Here is a 16,008-nt window from a genome sequence, read left to right as displayed (position 1 = left end):
AACCGAACCCTTTTCCAGACGGAGCATCCCCATGGCCGAGCCGGTCCAAACGCCTCAGGCTTTCCCGACCCGCATCTTCTCCGGCATCCAGCCTTCGGGCGGGTTGACGCTTGGCAACTATCTTGGCGCGCTGAAGCGCTTCGCCGAGAAGCAGAACGACGGGATCGAGACGGTCTACTGCCTCGTGGACATGCATGCGATCACCGTCTGGCAGGACCCGGAAAAGCTGCGCCAGCAGACGCGCGAGGCGGCGGCGGGCTTCATCGCCTCGGGCGTCGATCCGAAGCGCTCGGTGCTGTTCAACCAGAGCCAGGTCTCGGCCCATGCCGAACTCGCCTGGATCCTGAACTGCGTGGCGCGGATGGGCTGGATGGGCCGCATGACCCAGTGGAAGGACAAGGCGGGCAAGAACTCCGAGAACGCCTCTCTGGGGCTCTTTGCCTATCCGGCGCTGATGGCGGCGGATATCCTTGCCTACAAGGCGACGCATGTGCCGGTGGGCGAGGATCAGAAACAGCATCTGGAGCTGACGCGCGACATCGCGGCGAAGTTCAACAACGATTACGGCGTGAACTTCTTCCCGATCACCGAGCCGATGATCGAGGGCGCGGCGACACGGGTGATGAGCCTGCGCGACGGCACCAAGAAGATGTCGAAATCCGATCCCTCGGACCAGTCGCGCATCAACCTGACCGATGACGCCGACACCATCGCCAAGAAGATCAAGAAGGCCAAGACCGACCCCGAGCCCCTGCCCGAGACGGTCGAAGGTCTGAAGGACCGGCCCGAGGCGCGCAACCTCGTGAACATCTATGCCGCCCTCGCCGGGATCACCCCCGAGGCGGTGATGGCCGAACATGCGGGCGCGCCCTTCGGCAGCTTCAAGCCGGCGCTGGCCGATCTGGCGGTGGCGCATCTGTCGCCGATCACCACCGAGATGACCCGGCTGATGCAGGACCCCGCCGAGATCGACCGCATCCTCGGCGACGGGGCCGACCGGGCCGAGGCGGTCGCCCGGCCCATTCTGGAGGATGTCTACGGGATCGTGGGCATGATCCGATCGCGACGCCGCTGATCCGCCGCGCGGCGCGCGCCGGTCTGACGCTGCTTCTGGCGGCGTCGCTGGCGATGACGCTGCTCACGGGCATGCAGATCGCCCGTGACCCCGCGCTGCGGCCCTTCGTGGATCGCGGCGCGGCGGGGATCGAGGCGGCGACCGAGCGGCTGATGGCGACGCATGCCACGCCCGAGGCGCTGACCGAGAAGCTGCGCCTGGCGCTGCATGACGATCCGCGAAACTGGGTGGTGATCGACGCGCTGCTGGAGGTGGCCGAGGAGCGCGCCCTGCCGCTGCCGGTGCAACTGACCGACCGGATCGCGGCGCTGAGGGCCGAGGACACCAGCCTGCTGGCCATGGCCGACTCCTGCGCCCGCTGTGCCATCGATCCGGCGCAATGCGCGCTGTCGGCCGAGCTGCTCTGTCAGGCGCCGATGGTGCTGACCAGCGCCGGCGACGTGATGGGGATCGGCCGCGCCGGCTGGAATTACATGACCGGGGTCGAGGTGGACCAGCTGGATCTGGCGCTCTCCGCCGTCGGGCTGACGGCGACGGCGGCGGTGGTCGCCAGCGGCGGGACGACGATGACGCTGAAGCTCGGCGCGGGCATGACGCGGATCGCGCGCAGGATGCGGCTTCTCTCGCCCCGGCTGGTCGGGCTGATGGACGACACGCTGCGCCGGGGCGTCGACTGGGCCGCGCTGCCCGCGGCGCGCTCCACCGACGACCTCTCGCGGCTGGTGCGGCAGGCGGAGGTGCGCCCGCTGGCCGAGGTGATGCAGGGCGTGCAGCGCATGGGAACCGCCCTGCCGCCGGGACAGACGCTGCACCTGCTGCGCTATGTCGACGACGCCACCGACGCCCGCCGGCTGGCCAATGCCGCCGAGGCGCTGGGGCCGCGCACCGTGGGTTGGATGGAGGTGCTGGGCAAGGCCCGCTTCCTGCGCGCCACCATCCGCGGGTCCGAGGTCATGTGGCAGCTGGCGGCGTCGCTGGCCGGGCTGCTCTTGTCGCTCGCTTCCGTGCTGGCGGGCATGGTGCAGAGCGTCTCGCTCCGGCTGTTGCGCCGGCTGGCCTAGAAAATTGGCCTAGATCAGCCGCACCGGCGCGCCGACCCGAACCAGCCCGAAGAGCTCGGCGATATGGGCGTTGGCCAAGGCGATGCTCTCGTCGGCTCGGGCCTGCGGATCTTCGGCCACGCCATGGATCCGCAGCCCCTCCACCGCCAGATACAGCGCATGGCTGCCCAGCGGATTGCCCGGCCCCGGCGGCACCAGCGCCGGCAGGCGCGGGTCGCGCGACCGCATCCGGCTGGAGGGCCGCCAGGTCGGCCCCTCGATCTTGCGGATCACCCGGGTCTCGCCGGAGCGCAGCCCCTGCCCCGCCAGCAGCGGATAAAGCCGGTAGACCTCGCCCTGCGGCGACCAGAAATGCACCACCTGCGCCGCGCGGTCGGCGAGAATCGCCCCGTGGTCCAGCGCTGCGAAATGCGCCTGCCAAGCCGCCGGGGCCGGCATCGCCCCGGGGGTCGCAGCCATGGTTGCCGGAGGGGCGAGGGCCAGGCCCGCGAGGGCCGCCGCCGCCATCGAGAGGATACCGCGCCGTTTCATGAATAACCTGCTCTGATCTCTGCCATTTCCGCCATCCTGAATGCCGTGGCGGCTGCATCGAGAGTGGCCGCGCCGGAAGATCGCTGACAAGTCACGATACTGTGCGCGGGGGATTTCCGCCTGCGTCACAGAGCCCATGTCACGCGGCGGATTCAATGCTCTGCGACATAAGGTGCGCGACCCATCGCCGCTCCGGGCCAGATCGTCCCCCCGACCTTCGCCTGCCCGGATCGCCCCCGGACCCACCAGCACGGGTCCGGGGGAGCCTCGGACGCGCCTCCCCGGCTGGACCCCGCCGCTGGCTGGTGGTTAAGTGCCGCCACAAGCAAGGGAGAGCCAGCATGGCATTCGGCAAGAACATCCGCACCTTCTTCGAGGGCAAATGGCATGAGGGCGACGTGGCGGTGATGCGCGCCGCCGATCACGGGATCTGGCAGGGCTCGTCGGTGTTCGACGGCGCGCGCCAGTTCGACGGCGTCGCCCCGGACCTCGAGCTGCACTGCGCCCGGGTGAACCGCAGCGCCGAGGCGCTGATGATCACGCCGACCGTGGGAACCGAAGAGATGGTCGGCCTCGCGCTGGAGGGGCTGAAGGCCTACGGGCCGGGACAGGCGGTCTATATCCGGCCGATGTACTGGGCGCTGGACGGCTCGGATCTGGGCGTTGCGCCGAAGGAAGGCTCCACCGGCTTCGCGCTCTGCCTCGAGGAGGTGCCGATGCCCTCGGCCGAGGCCACGACCACCCTCACCCGCACCCGCTTCCGCCGCCCGGTGCTGGAGGACAATGTCTGCAACGCCAAAGCCGGTTGCCTCTACCCGAACAACGCGCGGATGCTGGTCGAGGCGAAATCCAAGGGCTTCGGCAACGCGCTGGCGGCCGACGCCATGGGCAATGTGGCCGAGACCGCGACCGCCAACGTCTTCATGGCGAAGGACGGCGTGGTCTTCACCCCGATCGCCAACGGCACCTTCCTGTCGGGCATCACCCGTGCGCGCCACATCGCCAACCTGCGGGCTGACGGGGTCGACGTGGTGGAGGCGGTGCTGACCTTCGACGACTTCCACGCGGCGGACGAGGTGTTCCTGTCTGGCAACTTCTCCAAGGTGATGCCGGTCACCGCCTTCGACGACACCAGCTATCAGGTCGGCCCGATCACGCGGCAGGCGCGCTCGCTCTACATGGACTGGGCGCATTCGGCGCGCTGAGCGCTTGCCATCATCCCGCCGGATCGGCCATGATCCGGCGGTCACAGGGGGAAGATGATGCGCAAGTTTCTGGTCGTGCTGGATGACAGCCGGGAGTGCCTGAACGCCATGCGCTTTGCCGCGCTGCGGGCGGCGCATACCGGCGCGGGGGTGCAGATCCTGTCGATCATCCCGCCGGAGGAATACCAGCACTGGATGGGAGTGTCGGACCTGATGCGGACCGAGGCGCGCGAGCGCATCGAGGCACATTTCGAGGTCTTCGCCAAATGGATGCGAGACCGGCAGGGGATCGACCCCGAGCTGGTGATCCGCGAGGGCGATCCGGTGCAGGAGATCCTGGCGCAGGTGCGCGACGATCCGGCGATCGGCGTGCTGGTGCTGGGGGCGGGGACCGACAAGGCCGGTCCCGGGCCGCTGGTGACGCAGATGAGCCGCAACTCCGGCAACCTGCCGATCCCGATCACCATCGTGCCGGGCGAGATGTCGAAGGAGCGGCTGGAGGCGATCACCTGAGCCGGCCGCTCGCGTCGCCCGGGGCGGCGGGTGAGTGAGTATTTGGGCCAGGAAGAAGCGGCAGGGGGCGGGGTTTCCGGCCCGGCGGCACTTTAGAACGGTTCCAAATATTGACATGTGGCCCTGCCGGGCGCATATCGGTGACTGACCCCGGAGGCCCTGCCATGTTCATCCAGACCGAATCCACGCCGAACCCCGCCACGCTGAAGTTCCTGCCCGGCCAGACCGTGCTGGAGATGGGCACGGCGGATTACGCCTCGGCCGAAGCAGCGGGCAGTTCGCCGCTGGCCCGCCGCATCTTCGCCACCGGCGGGGTAAGCGGCGTGTTCTTCGGCACCGATTTCGTCACCGTGACCAAGGCCGAGGACGTGGCCTGGGATCACATCAAGCCGTCGATCCTCGGCGCGATCATGGAGCATTACCAGTCGGGCGCCCCGGTGATCGAGGGCGAGCAGGCGGCTTCGGGCCATGCGGTGACCGAAGGGCCGGACAGCGACGTGATCCGCCAGATCAAGGAGCTGCTCGACACCCGCGTGCGGCCCGCTGTGGCGCAGGACGGCGGCGACATCACCTTCCACGGCTTCGACCGCGGCGTGGTCTACCTGCACATGCAGGGCGCCTGCGCCGGTTGCCCCTCCTCGACACTGACGCTGAAGATGGGGATCGAGAACCTGCTCCGGCATTATATCCCGGAAGTGCTGGAAGTGCGTCCGGTTGCGGCCTGATCCGCTGATCCTGGCCTTCGATACATCGGCCGCACATTGCGCGGCCGCTTTGCTGTCGGGCAAGCGGCTGGTCGCTTCGCGGCTGGAGCCGATGGAGAAGGGCCAGGCCGAACGGTTGATGCCCCTGCTGGAGGAGGTCCTGGCCGAGGCCGGGGCGGGCTGGCGCGATCTGGCGGCGCTGGCGGTGGGCACGGGACCGGGGAACTTCACCGGGGTGCGGATCGCGGTGGCGGCGGCGCGCGGGCTTGCGCTGGGGCTCGGCGTTCCGGCGATCGGGGTCACGCGCTTCGACGCGCTGGCGCTGGGGCTGCCGGAGCCGGTCGCGGTGATGGAGGATGCAAGGCGCGGCGAGGTCTATCTGCGCGACGGCGACGCCCCGGCGCGGATGGCCGTGCTGGAGGGGCTGGAGGTCGGCGCGCCGCATCGCGTGGGGAGTGCCGCGGGTGACGGGGCGCTGGCGCCGCTCTATCCGCTGGCCGAGGCGATCGCCCGGGTAGCGCTGGGGCGGCTCGGCAGCGAACAGCCGCGGCCCGCGCCATTCTACCTGCGCGGCGCCGATGCCGCGCCGCCCTCCGACCCGCCGCCGGTGATCCTGCCGTGACGCCTGACGACCTCGCGGCGCTGCATGGCCGGGTGTTCACCGTGCCGCGGCCTTGGTCGGCGGCGGAGATCGCCGGGCTGCTGGACGGCGCCGGGGTGTTCCTGCTGACCGAGCCGCAGGGCTTTCTCATGGGCCGCGCCATCGCCGGCGAGGCGGAGCTGCTGACGCTGGCCGTGGCGCCCGAGGCGCGGCGGCAGGGGATCGGCGCGCGGCTGGTGGCGGGTTTTCTGACCGAAGCCCGGGCGCGGCAGGCCGAGAGCGCCTTTCTCGAGGTCGCGGCGGACAATCTTGCGGCACTGGCGCTCTATGACGCGGCGGGGTTCCGGCAGGCCGGACGGCGGCGCGGCTACTACGCGACGGCCACGGGGCCGGTCGATGCGCTGGTGCTCTCCCGCGCGCCAATCTGACGCTGCGGCAGCCGCGGGGCCGCGCCAGTTCTTTGATCCGAAGGTCAATTCCGCCGCAGCGTCTCACAAATATCTGTTGACCGTTTCCTCCGCTTCCGCCCTACAGTATCGCCAAGACTGAGGCGGCCGGAGGCCCCGGCGCCGGCAGTCGCCAGGAAAAAACGACAACCGGGAGAGCTTTATGACCCTGACGAGAACTCTTGCAGGCGGGGCGGCGACGCTGGCGCTGACCGCGGGCATGGCGCTCGCCGAGCCGGCGCTGATCTACGATCTGGGCGGCAAATTCGACAAGTCCTTCAACGAGGCCGCCTTCGGTGGCGCCAGCCGCTGGGTGACCGAGACCGGCGGCACCTACAAGGAGCTGGAGATGCAGTCGGAAGCGCAGCGCGAGCAGGCGCTGCGCCGGCTGGCCGAGACCGGCTCGAACCCGATCGTGATGACCGGCTTCGCCTTCGGCGACGTGCTGGGTCAGGTCGCGCCGGACTATCCGGACACCAAGTTCGTCATCATCGACATGGTGGTGGAGCAGCCCAACGTGAAATCGGTGGTCTTCGCCGAGGAGCAGGGCTCCTACCTCGTCGGCATGCTGGCGGCGATGGCCTCGAAGACCGACACGGTCGGCTTCATCGGCGGCATGGACATCCCGCTGATCCGCAAGTTCGGCTGCGGCTATGCGCAGGGCGTCAAGGCGGTGAAGGCCGAGGCCAATGTCATCCTGAACATGACCGGCACCACCCCGGCTGCGTGGAACGACCCGGTGAAGGGCGGCGAGCTGGCCAAGTCGCAGAAATCGCAGGGCGCGGACGTGATCTATGCCGCGGCGGGCGGCACCGGCATGGGCGTACTGCAGGCGGCCGCGGACGAGGGGATCCTCTCGATCGGTGTCGACAGCAACCAGAACCACCTGTTCCCGGGCAAGGTGCTGACCTCGATGGTCAAGCGCGTCGACAACACCGTGTTCGACGCCTTCACCGCGGGCGAGGCGGTCGAACCGGGCATCACGATGGCCGACCTGTCGAACGACGGCGTGGCCTATGCGCTGGACGACAACAACGCCGCCCTCATCACCCCGGAGATGAAGGCCGCGGTGGACGAGGCTGCCGCCAAGATCAAGTCGGGCGAGATCAAGGTGCATGACTACATGACCGACAACACCTGCCCGGCCGCGTCGTTCTGAATGGCGGCTGAACGGCAACAGGGGCGGCAGGCAGCTGCCGCCCCGGACTCCCTCGCAATCGAATTGCGGGGGATCTCCAAATCGTTCGGGCCCGTGCAGGCCAACAAGGACATCTCGATCCAGGTGCGGCGCGGGTCGATCCACGGCATCATCGGCGAGAATGGCGCGGGCAAGTCGACGCTGATGTCGATCCTCTACGGCTTCTACCGGGCCGATGCGGGCGAGATCTACATCGGCGGCAGGCTCACCCCCATCCCCGACAGCCAGAGCGCCATCCGCGCCGGCATCGGCATGGTGTTCCAGCACTTCAAGCTGGTGCAGAATTTCACCGTGCTGGAGAACGTGATCCTCGGCGCCGAGGAAGGCCGCCTGCTGCGCCCCTCGCTGGCCAAGGCGCGCAAGGCGCTTGCCGATCTCGCGCGCGAATACGAGCTGGAGGTCGATCCCGATGCACGGATCGAGGATCTCTCGGTCGGGCATCAGCAGCGGGTTGAGATCCTGAAGGCGCTGTATCGGCAGGCCGACATCCTCATTCTGGACGAGCCGACCGGGGTGCTGACCCCCGCCGAGGCCGACCACCTGTTCCGCATCCTCAAGGGGCTGCGCGAGCAGGGCAAGACGATCATCCTCATCACCCACAAGCTGCGCGAGATCATGGAGATCACCGACACGGTGAGCGTTATGCGGCGCGGGCAGATGACGGCGACGGTGCAGACCGCCGAGACCAGCCCCGAGGAGCTGGCCGAGCTGATGGTGGGGCGCAAGGTGCTGCTCAGGGTCGACAAGGCCCCGGCGATCCCGGGCCGGACCGTGCTGAAGGTGGAGAACCTGCGGGTCCGCGACGAGAACGGCGTCGAGCGGCTGAAGGGTATCGACCTGACAGTGCGCGCCGGCGAGATCCTCGGCATCGCGGGGGTGGCGGGCAACGGGCAGTCGGAACTGCTGGAGGTGCTGGGCGGCATCGCCCGCGGCGCCGGGTCGGTGCAGTTGAACGGGGTCGAGCTCGACCTGAGCGGCAAGCATTCCGACGGTCAGTCGCGACGGCTGCAGGGCATCGCCCATGTGCCGGAGGACCGCCAGCACCTCGGCATGATCATGGATTTCACCGCTTGGGAGAACGTGGCCTTCGGCTATCACAACGAGCCGGAGTACCAGAAGAACGCGCTCCTCATGGACAACGAGGCGCTGCGCGAAGATACCCGCCGCAAGATGGAGCGTTTCGATGTGCGACCGCCGGATTGCACGCTGGCGGCCAAGAACTTCTCCGGCGGCAACCAGCAGAAGCTGATCGTGGCGCGCGAGATCGAGCGCAATCCCGACCTGCTGCTGATCGGCCAGCCGACGCGGGGGGTGGACATCGGCGCGATCGAGTTCATCCACAAGCAGATCTTGGCGCTGCGCGACGCGGGCAAGGCGGTGCTTCTGGTGAGCGTGGAGCTTGACGAGATCATGAGCCTGTCAGACAGGATCGCGGTGATGTTCGACGGCCGGATCATGGGCTTCCGCGATCCCGCCACCACCGATGAACGCGACCTGGGGCTGCTGATGGCCGGGGTCGACGATGTGAAGGGCGCCGCCTGATGCAGAAGATGCCGCCCTGGGCCGACGCCCTGCTCGTGCCGCTGCTGTCGCTGCTCATTGCCTTCGCGATCTCCTCGGTGGTGATCTTCGCCATCGGCGAGAACCCGGTCGAGGCGATGAAGCTGATGGTGACCGGCGCGCTCGGCTCCAGCTATGGCTGGGGCTACACGCTCTATTACGCGACCAACTTCATGTTCACCGGGCTGGCGGTGGCGGTGGCCTTCCATGCCGGGCTGTTCAACATCGGCGGCGAGGGGCAGGCGAGCCTCGGCGGGCTGGGCGTGGCGCTGGTCTGCCTGATGGTGCCCTGGCCGCACTGGTCGCTGGCGCTGATCGGCGCGGTGGTCTGCGGCGCGCTGTTCGGCGCGCTCTGGGCCGCCCTGCCCGCCTGGCTGCAGGCGAAGCGCGGCAGCCATATCGTGATCACCACGATCATGTTCAACTTCATCGCCGCCTCGCTCTTGAACTACCTGCTGGTCAACATGCTGCGCCCGGTGGGGTCGATGGACCCGGCGACGGCGCGCTTTCCGGCCGAGACCAACCTGCCCGGTCTGGGCGAGATCCTCGGCGCGGTCGGCATTCCCTTCTCCACCAGTACGCCCGCCAATGTCAGCCTGTTCCTCGCGCTGGCCTGCTGCGTGCTGGTCTGGGTGCTGATCTGGCGCACCCGGCTCGGCTATCAGATCCGCGCCTTCGGCAAGTCGGAAAAGGCGGCCGTCTATGCCGGGATCAGGCCGGTCCGCATCACCATGTATGCCATGCTGATCTCCGGCGGGCTCGCCGGGATGATGGCCGTCAACAACGTCATGGGCGAGGCGAACCGTCTGGTGCTGAACTCGGTCGAGGGCGCGGGCTTCATCGGCATCGCGGTGGCGCTGATGGGGCGCAGCCATCCGTTCGGGGTGTTCCTCGCAGCAATCCTCTTCGGCTTCCTCTACCAGGGCGGGGCGGAACTGGCGCTCTGGACCAAGATCCCGCGCGAGTTGATCACCGTCATCCAGGCGCTGGTGATCCTGTTCACCGGGGCGCTGGACAACATGGTGCGGCAACCCGTGGAATGGCTGTTCGCGCGCGCAGGGCGGGGGGCGAAGTGATGGACCTGACCACGGTTCTGCAGATCCTCGATTCCACCATCCGCCTCGGCACGCCGCTGCTGCTGGCCTGTCTCGCCGGGCTGTTCTCGGAGCGTGCCGGGATCTTCGACATCGGGCTCGAGGGCAAGATGCTGGCCGCGGCCTTCCTTTCGGCGGCGGCGGCCTTCGTCACCGGGGATGTCTGGCTGGGAGTTGCGGCGGGCATCTTCGCCGCGCTGCTGATGTCGGCGATCCACGGCCTCGCCTCGATCACCTTCCGCGGCAATCAGCTGATCTCGGGGGTGGCGATCAACTTCCTCGCCTCGGGGCTGACGGTGCTGCTCGGGCAATACTGGTTCGCGCTCGGCGGCCGCACCCCGTCGCTGACCGGCGACGCCCGCTTCGCGCCCATCACCCTCTGGGGCGCCGAGGCGCTGCGCGAGGTCCCGGTGATCGGCCCGATCTATTACGAGCTGATCTCGGGCCACACGGCGCTGGTCTATGTCGCCGTGGCGATGGTGCCGCTTTCTGCCTGGCTGCTTTACCGCACCCGCTTCGGCCTGCGGCTGCGCGCCGTGGGCGAGAATCCGGCGGCGGTGGATACGGCGGGCGTCTCGGTCGTGGGCATCCGATTTGCCGCCGTGGCGATCTGCGGCGTGCTGACCGGGCTGGCGGGGGCCTATCTTGCCACCGGCCTCTCGGCGGGCTTCGTCAAGGAGATGACGGCCGGGCGCGGTTATATCGCGCTGGCAGCGCTGATCTTTGCCAAGTGGCGCCCGTGGTATGCGCTGGGGGCGACGATGCTCTTCGGCTTCCTCGAGGCGATCTCCAACCGCTATCAGAACATCGACCTCGGCGGCATCGTCATCCCGGTGCAGTTCATGCAGGCCCTGCCCTACATCCTGACCGTGGTCATTCTCGCCGGCTTCGTCGGCAAGGCCACGCCGCCGCGCGCCGGTGGCGAACCCTATGTGAAGGAACGCTGAATGCCCGCCCAGATGCTTGCCTCGCTGATCCGCTCCAAGGCGGGGCACGAGCCGGTCCGGCTGGGGCTGATCCTCGGCTCCGGCCTCGGCCATCTCGCCAGCGCCGTCGAGGGCGTGGCGATCCCCTACGAGGAACTGGCGGGCTTTCCGCAGGGCGGCGTCTCGGGGCACAACCCGACGCTGATGATCGGCCAGCTGGAGGGCGTGCGCGTCGCGGTCTTCGGCGGGCGGGCGCATTACTACGAGAAGGGCGATCCAGCGGCGATGCGGCTGCCGCTCGAGGTGCTGAAGGCGCTGGGGGCCGAGTCGCTGATCGCCACCAACGCAGCGGGCAGTCTGCGGCCCGACATCCCGCCGGGCGAGCTGATGCTGCTCGATGACCACATCAACTTTTCGGGATTGAACCCGCTGATCGGCGAGCCGACCGATGCGCGTTTCGTGCCGATGACGGCGGCGCATGACCCCGATCTGCGGGCAGGCCTGCGCGCCGCCGCCGAGGCCGTGGGCGTCGCCCTGCCTGAAGGCGTCTACGCCTGGTACTCCGGGCCCTCCTTCGAGACCCCCGCCGAGATCCGCGCGATCCGCATCCTCGGAGCTGACGCCGTTGGCATGTCCACCGTGCCGGAGGTCATCCTGGCGCGCTTCCTCGGGCTCAAGGTGGCGGCGATCTCGACCATCACCAACATGGCGGCGGGGATGAGCGACGAGGCGATCAGCCACGAACACACAAAGTCGATGGCCCCCTTGGGCGCGGCCAAGCTGGAGCGGGTGTTGCGGGAATTCCTGCGTCGGCTGCGATGATCGCTAAGTCCTGACATCTGTTTGACAAGGCTCGCCGCAGCGCGCAAGTCTGTCGCACCATTCATTTCCCGCACAGCCCGATCCGATGCAGCTTTATCTGCCCATAGCCGAGGTCTCCATTAACGCATTCCTGTTGCTGGGACTGGGCGGCATCGTCGGGTTCATGTCGGGCATGTTCGGGGTCGGCGGCGGGTTCATCATCACGCCGCTGCTGTTCTTCATCGGCATCCCCCCCGCTGTGGCCGTGGCCACCGGCGCCAATCAGGTGGTGGCCTCCAGCATCTCGGGCGTGCTGGCGCAGCTCAAGCGCAAGGCGGTCGATTTCCGCATGGGGCTGGTGCTGCTGGTGGGCGGGATGTTCGGCTCCGCCATCGGCATCTGGGTCTTCGCCCGGCTCTCGGTGCTGGGGCAGGTCGATCTCTTCGTGCAGCTGGCCTATGTCTTCTTCCTCGGCCTCGTCGGCGCGCTGATGCTGCAGGAAAGCCTGCGCTCGCTGCGCCGGTCGAAAAAGCCGGGCCAGCCGGTGAAGCGGTCGCATGTCCACACCTGGGTGCACCGGCTGCCGTTCAAGGTGAAATTCCGCGCCTCGGGTCTCTACATCTCGGTGATCCCGCCGATGATGGTCGGCGGACTGGTCGGCTTTCTGGCGGCGATCATGGGGGTCGGCGGCGGTTTCATCATGGTGCCGGCGATGATCTACCTCTTGGGCATGCCAACCAAGGTCGTCATCGGCACCTCGCTGTTCCAGATCATCTTCGTCACCGCCTTCACCACGGTGATGCATGCCGTCACCAGCCAGACCGTCGACATGGTGCTGGCGCTCTTGCTGATCGTCGGCGGGGTGATCGGCGCGCAGATCGGCGCCCGGCTGGGGGTGCGGCTGAAGGCCGAGCAGCTGCGCATCCTGCTGGCGCTGCTGGTCTTGGCGGTCAGCGGCAAGATCGCACTCGACCTGTTGCTGACCCCCACGGAGTTCTACTCGATCACCCCGGGGACGCTGCCGTGATCCGCCTGCTCGCCCTGCTGCTGTTGGTGCTCGCGCCCCTCGCCGCGCGGGCGCAGGACGAGAGCATCGTGCTGGGCCTCAGCCAGACCAGCGTGGCGATCACCGCCGATTTCACCGGCTCCGAGATCCTGATCTACGGCGCGGTGAAGCGCGAGGCGCCGCAGCCCGAGGGCGGGCCGCTGCAGGTCATCGTCACGGTGGAGGGCCCGCCGACCCCGGTCGTGGTCCGGCGCAAGGAGCGGCGGCTGGGGATCTGGATCAACCGCGACAAGGTGCGGATCAACCACGCCCCCAGCTTTTACGCCGTCGCCACCACCGGCCCGCTCGAGGCCATCCTTTCCGAGACCGACAACCTGCGCTACCAGATCAGCGTGCCGCGGGCGATCCGCGCCGTGGGCATCAGCGCCCAGGCCGAGGAATCACCCAGCTTCGTCGAGGCGCTGCAGCGCATCCGCGAGCAGGAGGGGCGCTACCATCTCGACGAGGGCACCGTCGCCTTCACCGAGGACACGCTGTTCCGCACCGACGTGCGGCTGCCGTCGAACCTCGTCGAGGGCAACTACCGGGTGCGGGTCTTCCTGACCCGCGACGGTCGGGTGGTCGACTCGCTGGAAGGCGGCATCGGCGTGCAGAAGGCGGGGATCGAGCGCTTCATCTACGCCTTGGCGCAGGAACAGCCGCTGATCTACGGCCTGTTGTCGCTGGTGATGGCGGTGGTCGCGGGATGGGGCGCATCGGCCGCCTTCCGGATGATCCGCTAGACCGCCGCCTGCCGCTCGACCTTCGGATAGGCCAGCAGCATCGTGACGCCCCTTGTGGCGTTCAGCACCATCAGCGACGCCCACAGCCCGTGGTTGCCCATCAGCGGCACGAGCAGCAGGAGCGCGGCGCCGTAGATCGGCACCGAGATCAGCATCGCCCGCATCATCTCGCGCGTCTGCGTGGCGCCGATGAAGACGCCGTCGAGGATCCAGCTCGCCACTCCGATCAGCGGCGCCACCACCAGCCAGGGCAGCAACTGCCGCGCCTCGGCCCGGACCTCGGGCGAGGTGGTGATCAGGTCGATGATCTGCGGCCCGGCCAGCGCGAAGACCAGCGCCAGGAACAGGGCGCCCCCGGCCCCCCATTGTCCCAGCATCACCGAGGACCGCCGCACCCCGGCGACCGAACGCGCCCCCACCGCCTGCCCTACCAGCGCCTCGGCGGCGAAGGCGAAACCGTCGAGCGCATAGGCCGAGATCTCGAGGAACTGCAGCAGCACCTGGTTGGCGGCCAGCGTCACGTCGCCGAAGCCCGCGCCGAGGAAGACGAAGGTGGTGAAGCTCGCCTGCAGCAGCACCGAGCGCACCATGATGTCGCGGTTGACCAGCATCATCCGCGCCAGCGCCGCCCGGTCGCCGACCCGCGCCCAGGCCCGGCGCAGCACCGGCCCGAAGGCGTCGCGGCAGAGCCAGAGGCCGAGCGCGAGGCCGCTCCATTCGGCGATCAGCGTGGCGGCAGCCACGCCGGGCACGCCCCAGCCGAGGCCGATGACGAACCACAGGTCGAGGCCGATGTTCAGCCCGTTCATCCAGAGCTGCAACAGCAGGATGCCCCGCGTCCGCTCCAGCGCCACCAGCCAGCCGGTGACGGCGAAAAGCCCGATGGTCGCCGGCGCGCCCCAGAGCCGGATCGCGAGATATTGCCGGGTCAGCGCCTCGACCTCGGCCGAGGCGGGGGCGACCTTGAAGGTGGCCCAGACCAGCGGCGCCTGCGCGAGGATGAAGCAGAGCCCGGCGCCGAAGCCGATGATCAGCGCGCGCAGCAGGATCGCCGAGCGTTCGGCCTCGTCCCCTGCTCCGTGGGCCTGCGCGGCGAGGCCCGAGGTGCCCATGCGCAGGAAGGAGAAGATCCAGTAGACCGTCGCCAGCACCACCGCGCCGAGTCCCACCGCCCCGATCGGCGCGGCGAGCCCCAGCTGACCGACGACGGCGGTGTCCACCGCGCCGAGCAGCGGCACCGTGGCGTTGGACAGCACGATCGGCAGCGCCATGCGCAGCACGCGGGCGTGGGTGATCTCGGTCCGGCCGGGCGGCGTCATCGGGGGCTGCGCATCAGGAGAGGTCCGGCATCGGCAGGGTCAGGGCTCGGAGGGTTCGGGCATCAGGAAATGCCCGGTCGCCTGGGCGAAGAGCCGGCTGCGGTTGTCCTGCCAGGCCTCGACATGCACCGATGCATAACGCCGCCCCGAGCGGTTCACCCGCGCCCTTGCGTAGGCGTCGCGGGGCAGGCCGGAGCGCAGGTAGTCCACGGTGAAATCGATGGTCTTGGGCAGCTTCGGCAGATGCGCCTCGATGGTGGCGGGGTCGAGCCGGCCCTGCTCCATCTCCTGCCAGAGCACGGACCAGCTGAGCTCGATGATCGCCGCCACCTCCAGGAAGGCCGCGGTCACCCCGCCATGGATCGCGGGCAGCATCGGGTTGCCGATCAGCTTGTCGTCATAGGGCAGGATTGCGGTCAGCTCGTCGCCGCGCCGGTCGAACTGGATGCCGAGATAGGTGATGTAGGGCACGCCGCCGACCAGCGCCCGCAGGGCGGCGTCGCGGCGCTGCTTGATGACCTGGACCGGCTCGGGCGGCGGACGGCTCATGCGCTGCGCTCCATGGTGAAGGCGCCGGTGGCGGTGGCCACCGGGCGCGCGGCGTCTTCGTCGGTGGCGGTGACCCGCACGAAGGCGACCGAGCGGGTGACGTGATAGCACTCGGCCCGCGCCACGATCCGCTGGCCGGGTGTCGCCGGGCGCATGTAGTCGATCCTGAGATCCAGCGTCGCCGTCGCCGCCCCCGCCTCGGGCAGCGACATCACCGCCGCCCCGCTCGCCGTGTCCATCAGCGCCGAGACCGCGCCGCCATGGATCACCCCGGTCGCCGGATCACCGACGAAGCGCTTGTCATAGGCCATCGAGATCACCGCGCTGCCCTCGCCGATTTCGTCCAGATGCATGCCGAGCGCCCGGGAATGCGGGATGCTCTCGATGAACTGGCGGGCGAAGTCGGTCTTGTCTGGCATCTGGCGGACCCTCGGCAACAGGCCGCATCATCGCGCCTCCGCGGCGCGGCGCAACCCCAAAGCGACGCGATTGCGCGGCCCCGGCGATGGGCCTACCCTGCGGCCGAGGAGGATCGCCATGCCCGACAGCCGCCTGACCTTCAAGGAGATGTGCGCCAGGTTCGAAGTCACGCCCCGGACCCTGCGCTATTACGAGTATATCGAACTGTTGCAGCCCG

General features: G+C 68.9%; 19 protein-coding genes. 15 read left to right on the top strand and 4 right to left on the bottom strand.

Annotation, left to right across the window (positions count from 1 at the left end; all coding sequences use genetic code 11):
- The first annotated feature begins 31 nt into the window (after positions 1-31).
- The gene (gene trpS, locus C5F48_RS08300; protein WP_107663441.1) at positions 32-1,075 is read left to right on the top strand and encodes a tryptophan--tRNA ligase; all 1,044 of its coding nucleotides are present in this window, start codon (positions 32-34) and stop codon (positions 1,073-1,075) included.
- 53 nt (positions 1,076-1,128) lie between these two features.
- Positions 1,129-2,136 carry a hypothetical protein gene (locus C5F48_RS08295; RefSeq protein ID WP_245941469.1) on the top strand — a complete coding sequence of 336 codons (1,008 nt, stop codon included), beginning with the start codon at positions 1,129-1,131 and terminating at the stop codon, positions 2,134-2,136.
- Positions 2,137-2,145: 9 nt separating this feature from the next.
- Here C5F48_RS08295 and C5F48_RS08290 read toward each other — a convergent pair whose 3' ends face one another.
- Positions 2,146-2,667 carry a L,D-transpeptidase gene (locus tag C5F48_RS08290; RefSeq protein ID WP_107663439.1) on the bottom strand — a complete coding sequence of 174 codons (522 nt, stop codon included), beginning with the start codon at positions 2,665-2,667 and terminating at the stop codon, positions 2,146-2,148.
- A 341-nt stretch (positions 2,668-3,008) separates the two neighbouring features.
- On the opposite strand from C5F48_RS08290, the gene C5F48_RS08285 reads away from it, so the two are divergent.
- From C5F48_RS08285 to C5F48_RS08230, 12 genes are all read left to right on the top strand, one after another.
- Positions 3,009-3,872, top strand: a complete 864-nt coding sequence (locus tag C5F48_RS08285) for a branched-chain amino acid aminotransferase (RefSeq protein ID WP_107663438.1) — start codon at positions 3,009-3,011, stop codon at positions 3,870-3,872.
- 57 nt (positions 3,873-3,929) lie between these two features.
- Positions 3,930-4,385 (top strand): universal stress protein, encoded by a 456-nt coding sequence (locus tag C5F48_RS08280; RefSeq protein ID WP_107663469.1) that lies wholly within the window; start codon positions 3,930-3,932, stop codon positions 4,383-4,385.
- Positions 4,386-4,549: 164 nt separating this feature from the next.
- Positions 4,550-5,110, top strand: coding sequence for a NifU family protein (locus tag C5F48_RS08275; RefSeq protein WP_107663437.1), 561 nt, complete (start codon positions 4,550-4,552; stop codon positions 5,108-5,110).
- Complete coding sequence (gene tsaB, locus C5F48_RS08270) at positions 5,100-5,711, top strand: tRNA (adenosine(37)-N6)-threonylcarbamoyltransferase complex dimerization subunit type 1 TsaB (protein ID WP_107663436.1); 612 nt, start codon at positions 5,100-5,102, stop codon at positions 5,709-5,711. The genes C5F48_RS08275 and tsaB overlap by 11 nt, the downstream gene beginning before the upstream one ends.
- Entirely contained in the window at positions 5,708-6,118 is a 411-nt protein-coding gene (locus C5F48_RS08265; protein WP_107663435.1) for a GNAT family N-acetyltransferase, read from the top strand. The genes tsaB and C5F48_RS08265 overlap by 4 nt, the downstream gene beginning before the upstream one ends.
- A gap of 181 nt (positions 6,119-6,299) precedes the next feature.
- On the top strand, positions 6,300-7,295 hold the full coding sequence (locus C5F48_RS08260; protein WP_107663434.1) for a BMP family lipoprotein: 996 nt from the start codon (positions 6,300-6,302) through the stop codon (positions 7,293-7,295).
- A complete protein-coding gene (locus tag C5F48_RS08255) occupies positions 7,296-8,876 on the top strand; it encodes an ABC transporter ATP-binding protein (RefSeq protein WP_107663433.1) in 1,581 nt (526 codons plus the stop codon).
- The gene (locus C5F48_RS08250; RefSeq protein ID WP_107663432.1) at positions 8,876-9,970 is read left to right on the top strand and encodes an ABC transporter permease; all 1,095 of its coding nucleotides are present in this window, start codon (positions 8,876-8,878) and stop codon (positions 9,968-9,970) included. Before C5F48_RS08255 ends, C5F48_RS08250 begins: the two co-directional genes overlap by 1 nt.
- The gene (locus C5F48_RS08245) at positions 9,970-10,935 is read left to right on the top strand and encodes an ABC transporter permease (RefSeq protein ID WP_170139696.1); all 966 of its coding nucleotides are present in this window, start codon (positions 9,970-9,972) and stop codon (positions 10,933-10,935) included. Before C5F48_RS08250 ends, C5F48_RS08245 begins: the two co-directional genes overlap by 1 nt.
- The gene (locus C5F48_RS08240; protein WP_107663430.1) at positions 10,936-11,736 is read left to right on the top strand and encodes a purine-nucleoside phosphorylase; all 801 of its coding nucleotides are present in this window, start codon (positions 10,936-10,938) and stop codon (positions 11,734-11,736) included.
- 85 nt (positions 11,737-11,821) lie between these two features.
- The gene (locus C5F48_RS08235; RefSeq protein WP_107663429.1) at positions 11,822-12,742 is read left to right on the top strand and encodes a sulfite exporter TauE/SafE family protein; all 921 of its coding nucleotides are present in this window, start codon (positions 11,822-11,824) and stop codon (positions 12,740-12,742) included.
- On the top strand, positions 12,739-13,503 hold the full coding sequence (locus C5F48_RS08230; RefSeq protein ID WP_107663428.1) for a TIGR02186 family protein: 765 nt from the start codon (positions 12,739-12,741) through the stop codon (positions 13,501-13,503). Before C5F48_RS08235 ends, C5F48_RS08230 begins: the two co-directional genes overlap by 4 nt.
- On the opposite strand, the gene C5F48_RS08225 is transcribed toward C5F48_RS08230, so the two are convergent.
- Genes C5F48_RS08225 through C5F48_RS08215 form a run of 3 tightly spaced genes read right to left on the bottom strand, consistent with a single transcriptional unit; the run spans position 13,500 to position 15,790 of the window.
- Complete coding sequence (locus C5F48_RS08225) at positions 13,500-14,822, bottom strand: MATE family efflux transporter (protein WP_107663427.1); 1,323 nt, start codon at positions 14,820-14,822, stop codon at positions 13,500-13,502. The genes C5F48_RS08230 and C5F48_RS08225 overlap by 4 nt on opposite strands.
- Before the next feature lie 39 nt (positions 14,823-14,861).
- Positions 14,862-15,371, bottom strand: coding sequence for a PaaI family thioesterase (locus tag C5F48_RS08220; protein ID WP_107663426.1), 510 nt, complete (start codon positions 15,369-15,371; stop codon positions 14,862-14,864).
- The gene (locus C5F48_RS08215) at positions 15,368-15,790 is read right to left on the bottom strand and encodes a PaaI family thioesterase (RefSeq protein WP_107663425.1); all 423 of its coding nucleotides are present in this window, start codon (positions 15,788-15,790) and stop codon (positions 15,368-15,370) included. The genes C5F48_RS08220 and C5F48_RS08215 overlap by 4 nt, the downstream gene beginning before the upstream one ends.
- A 118-nt stretch (positions 15,791-15,908) precedes the next feature.
- Between C5F48_RS08215 and C5F48_RS26020 the strand changes: the two genes are divergently transcribed.
- Positions 15,909-16,008, top strand: a 100-nt coding sequence (locus C5F48_RS26020) for a MerR family DNA-binding transcriptional regulator (protein WP_373454336.1), incomplete at its 3' end; no start/stop codon positions are given.

The organism is Cereibacter changlensis JA139, from assembly GCF_003034985.1.
In the GTDB taxonomy this organism is placed as follows: Bacteria; Pseudomonadota; Alphaproteobacteria; order Rhodobacterales; family Rhodobacteraceae; genus Cereibacter; species Cereibacter changlensis.
This window is presented reverse-complemented; position numbering and strand designations above follow the sequence as displayed.

Coding starts and splice junctions, on each gene's coding strand:
- trpS (WP_107663441.1), top strand. CDS start 32: ATGGCCGAGCCGGTCCAAACGCCTCAGGCTTTCCCGACCCGCATCTTC.
- C5F48_RS08295 (WP_245941469.1), top strand. CDS start 1,129: ATGACGCTGCTCACGGGCATGCAGATCGCCCGTGACCCCGCGCTGCGG.
- C5F48_RS08290 (WP_107663439.1), bottom strand. CDS start 2,667: ATGAAACGGCGCGGTATCCTCTCGATGGCGGCGGCGGCCCTCGCGGGC.
- C5F48_RS08285 (WP_107663438.1), top strand. CDS start 3,009: ATGGCATTCGGCAAGAACATCCGCACCTTCTTCGAGGGCAAATGGCAT.
- C5F48_RS08280 (WP_107663469.1), top strand. CDS start 3,930: ATGCGCAAGTTTCTGGTCGTGCTGGATGACAGCCGGGAGTGCCTGAAC.
- C5F48_RS08275 (WP_107663437.1), top strand. CDS start 4,550: ATGTTCATCCAGACCGAATCCACGCCGAACCCCGCCACGCTGAAGTTC.
- C5F48_RS08260 (WP_107663434.1), top strand. CDS start 6,300: ATGACCCTGACGAGAACTCTTGCAGGCGGGGCGGCGACGCTGGCGCTG.
- C5F48_RS08255 (WP_107663433.1), top strand. CDS start 7,296: ATGGCGGCTGAACGGCAACAGGGGCGGCAGGCAGCTGCCGCCCCGGAC.
- C5F48_RS08250 (WP_107663432.1), top strand. CDS start 8,876: ATGCAGAAGATGCCGCCCTGGGCCGACGCCCTGCTCGTGCCGCTGCTG.
- C5F48_RS08245 (WP_170139696.1), top strand. CDS start 9,970: ATGGACCTGACCACGGTTCTGCAGATCCTCGATTCCACCATCCGCCTC.
- C5F48_RS08240 (WP_107663430.1), top strand. CDS start 10,936: ATGCCCGCCCAGATGCTTGCCTCGCTGATCCGCTCCAAGGCGGGGCAC.
- C5F48_RS08235 (WP_107663429.1), top strand. CDS start 11,822: ATGCAGCTTTATCTGCCCATAGCCGAGGTCTCCATTAACGCATTCCTG.
- C5F48_RS08225 (WP_107663427.1), bottom strand. CDS start 14,822: ATGACGCCGCCCGGCCGGACCGAGATCACCCACGCCCGCGTGCTGCGC.
- C5F48_RS08220 (WP_107663426.1), bottom strand. CDS start 15,371: ATGAGCCGTCCGCCGCCCGAGCCGGTCCAGGTCATCAAGCAGCGCCGC.
- C5F48_RS08215 (WP_107663425.1), bottom strand. CDS start 15,790: ATGCCAGACAAGACCGACTTCGCCCGCCAGTTCATCGAGAGCATCCCG.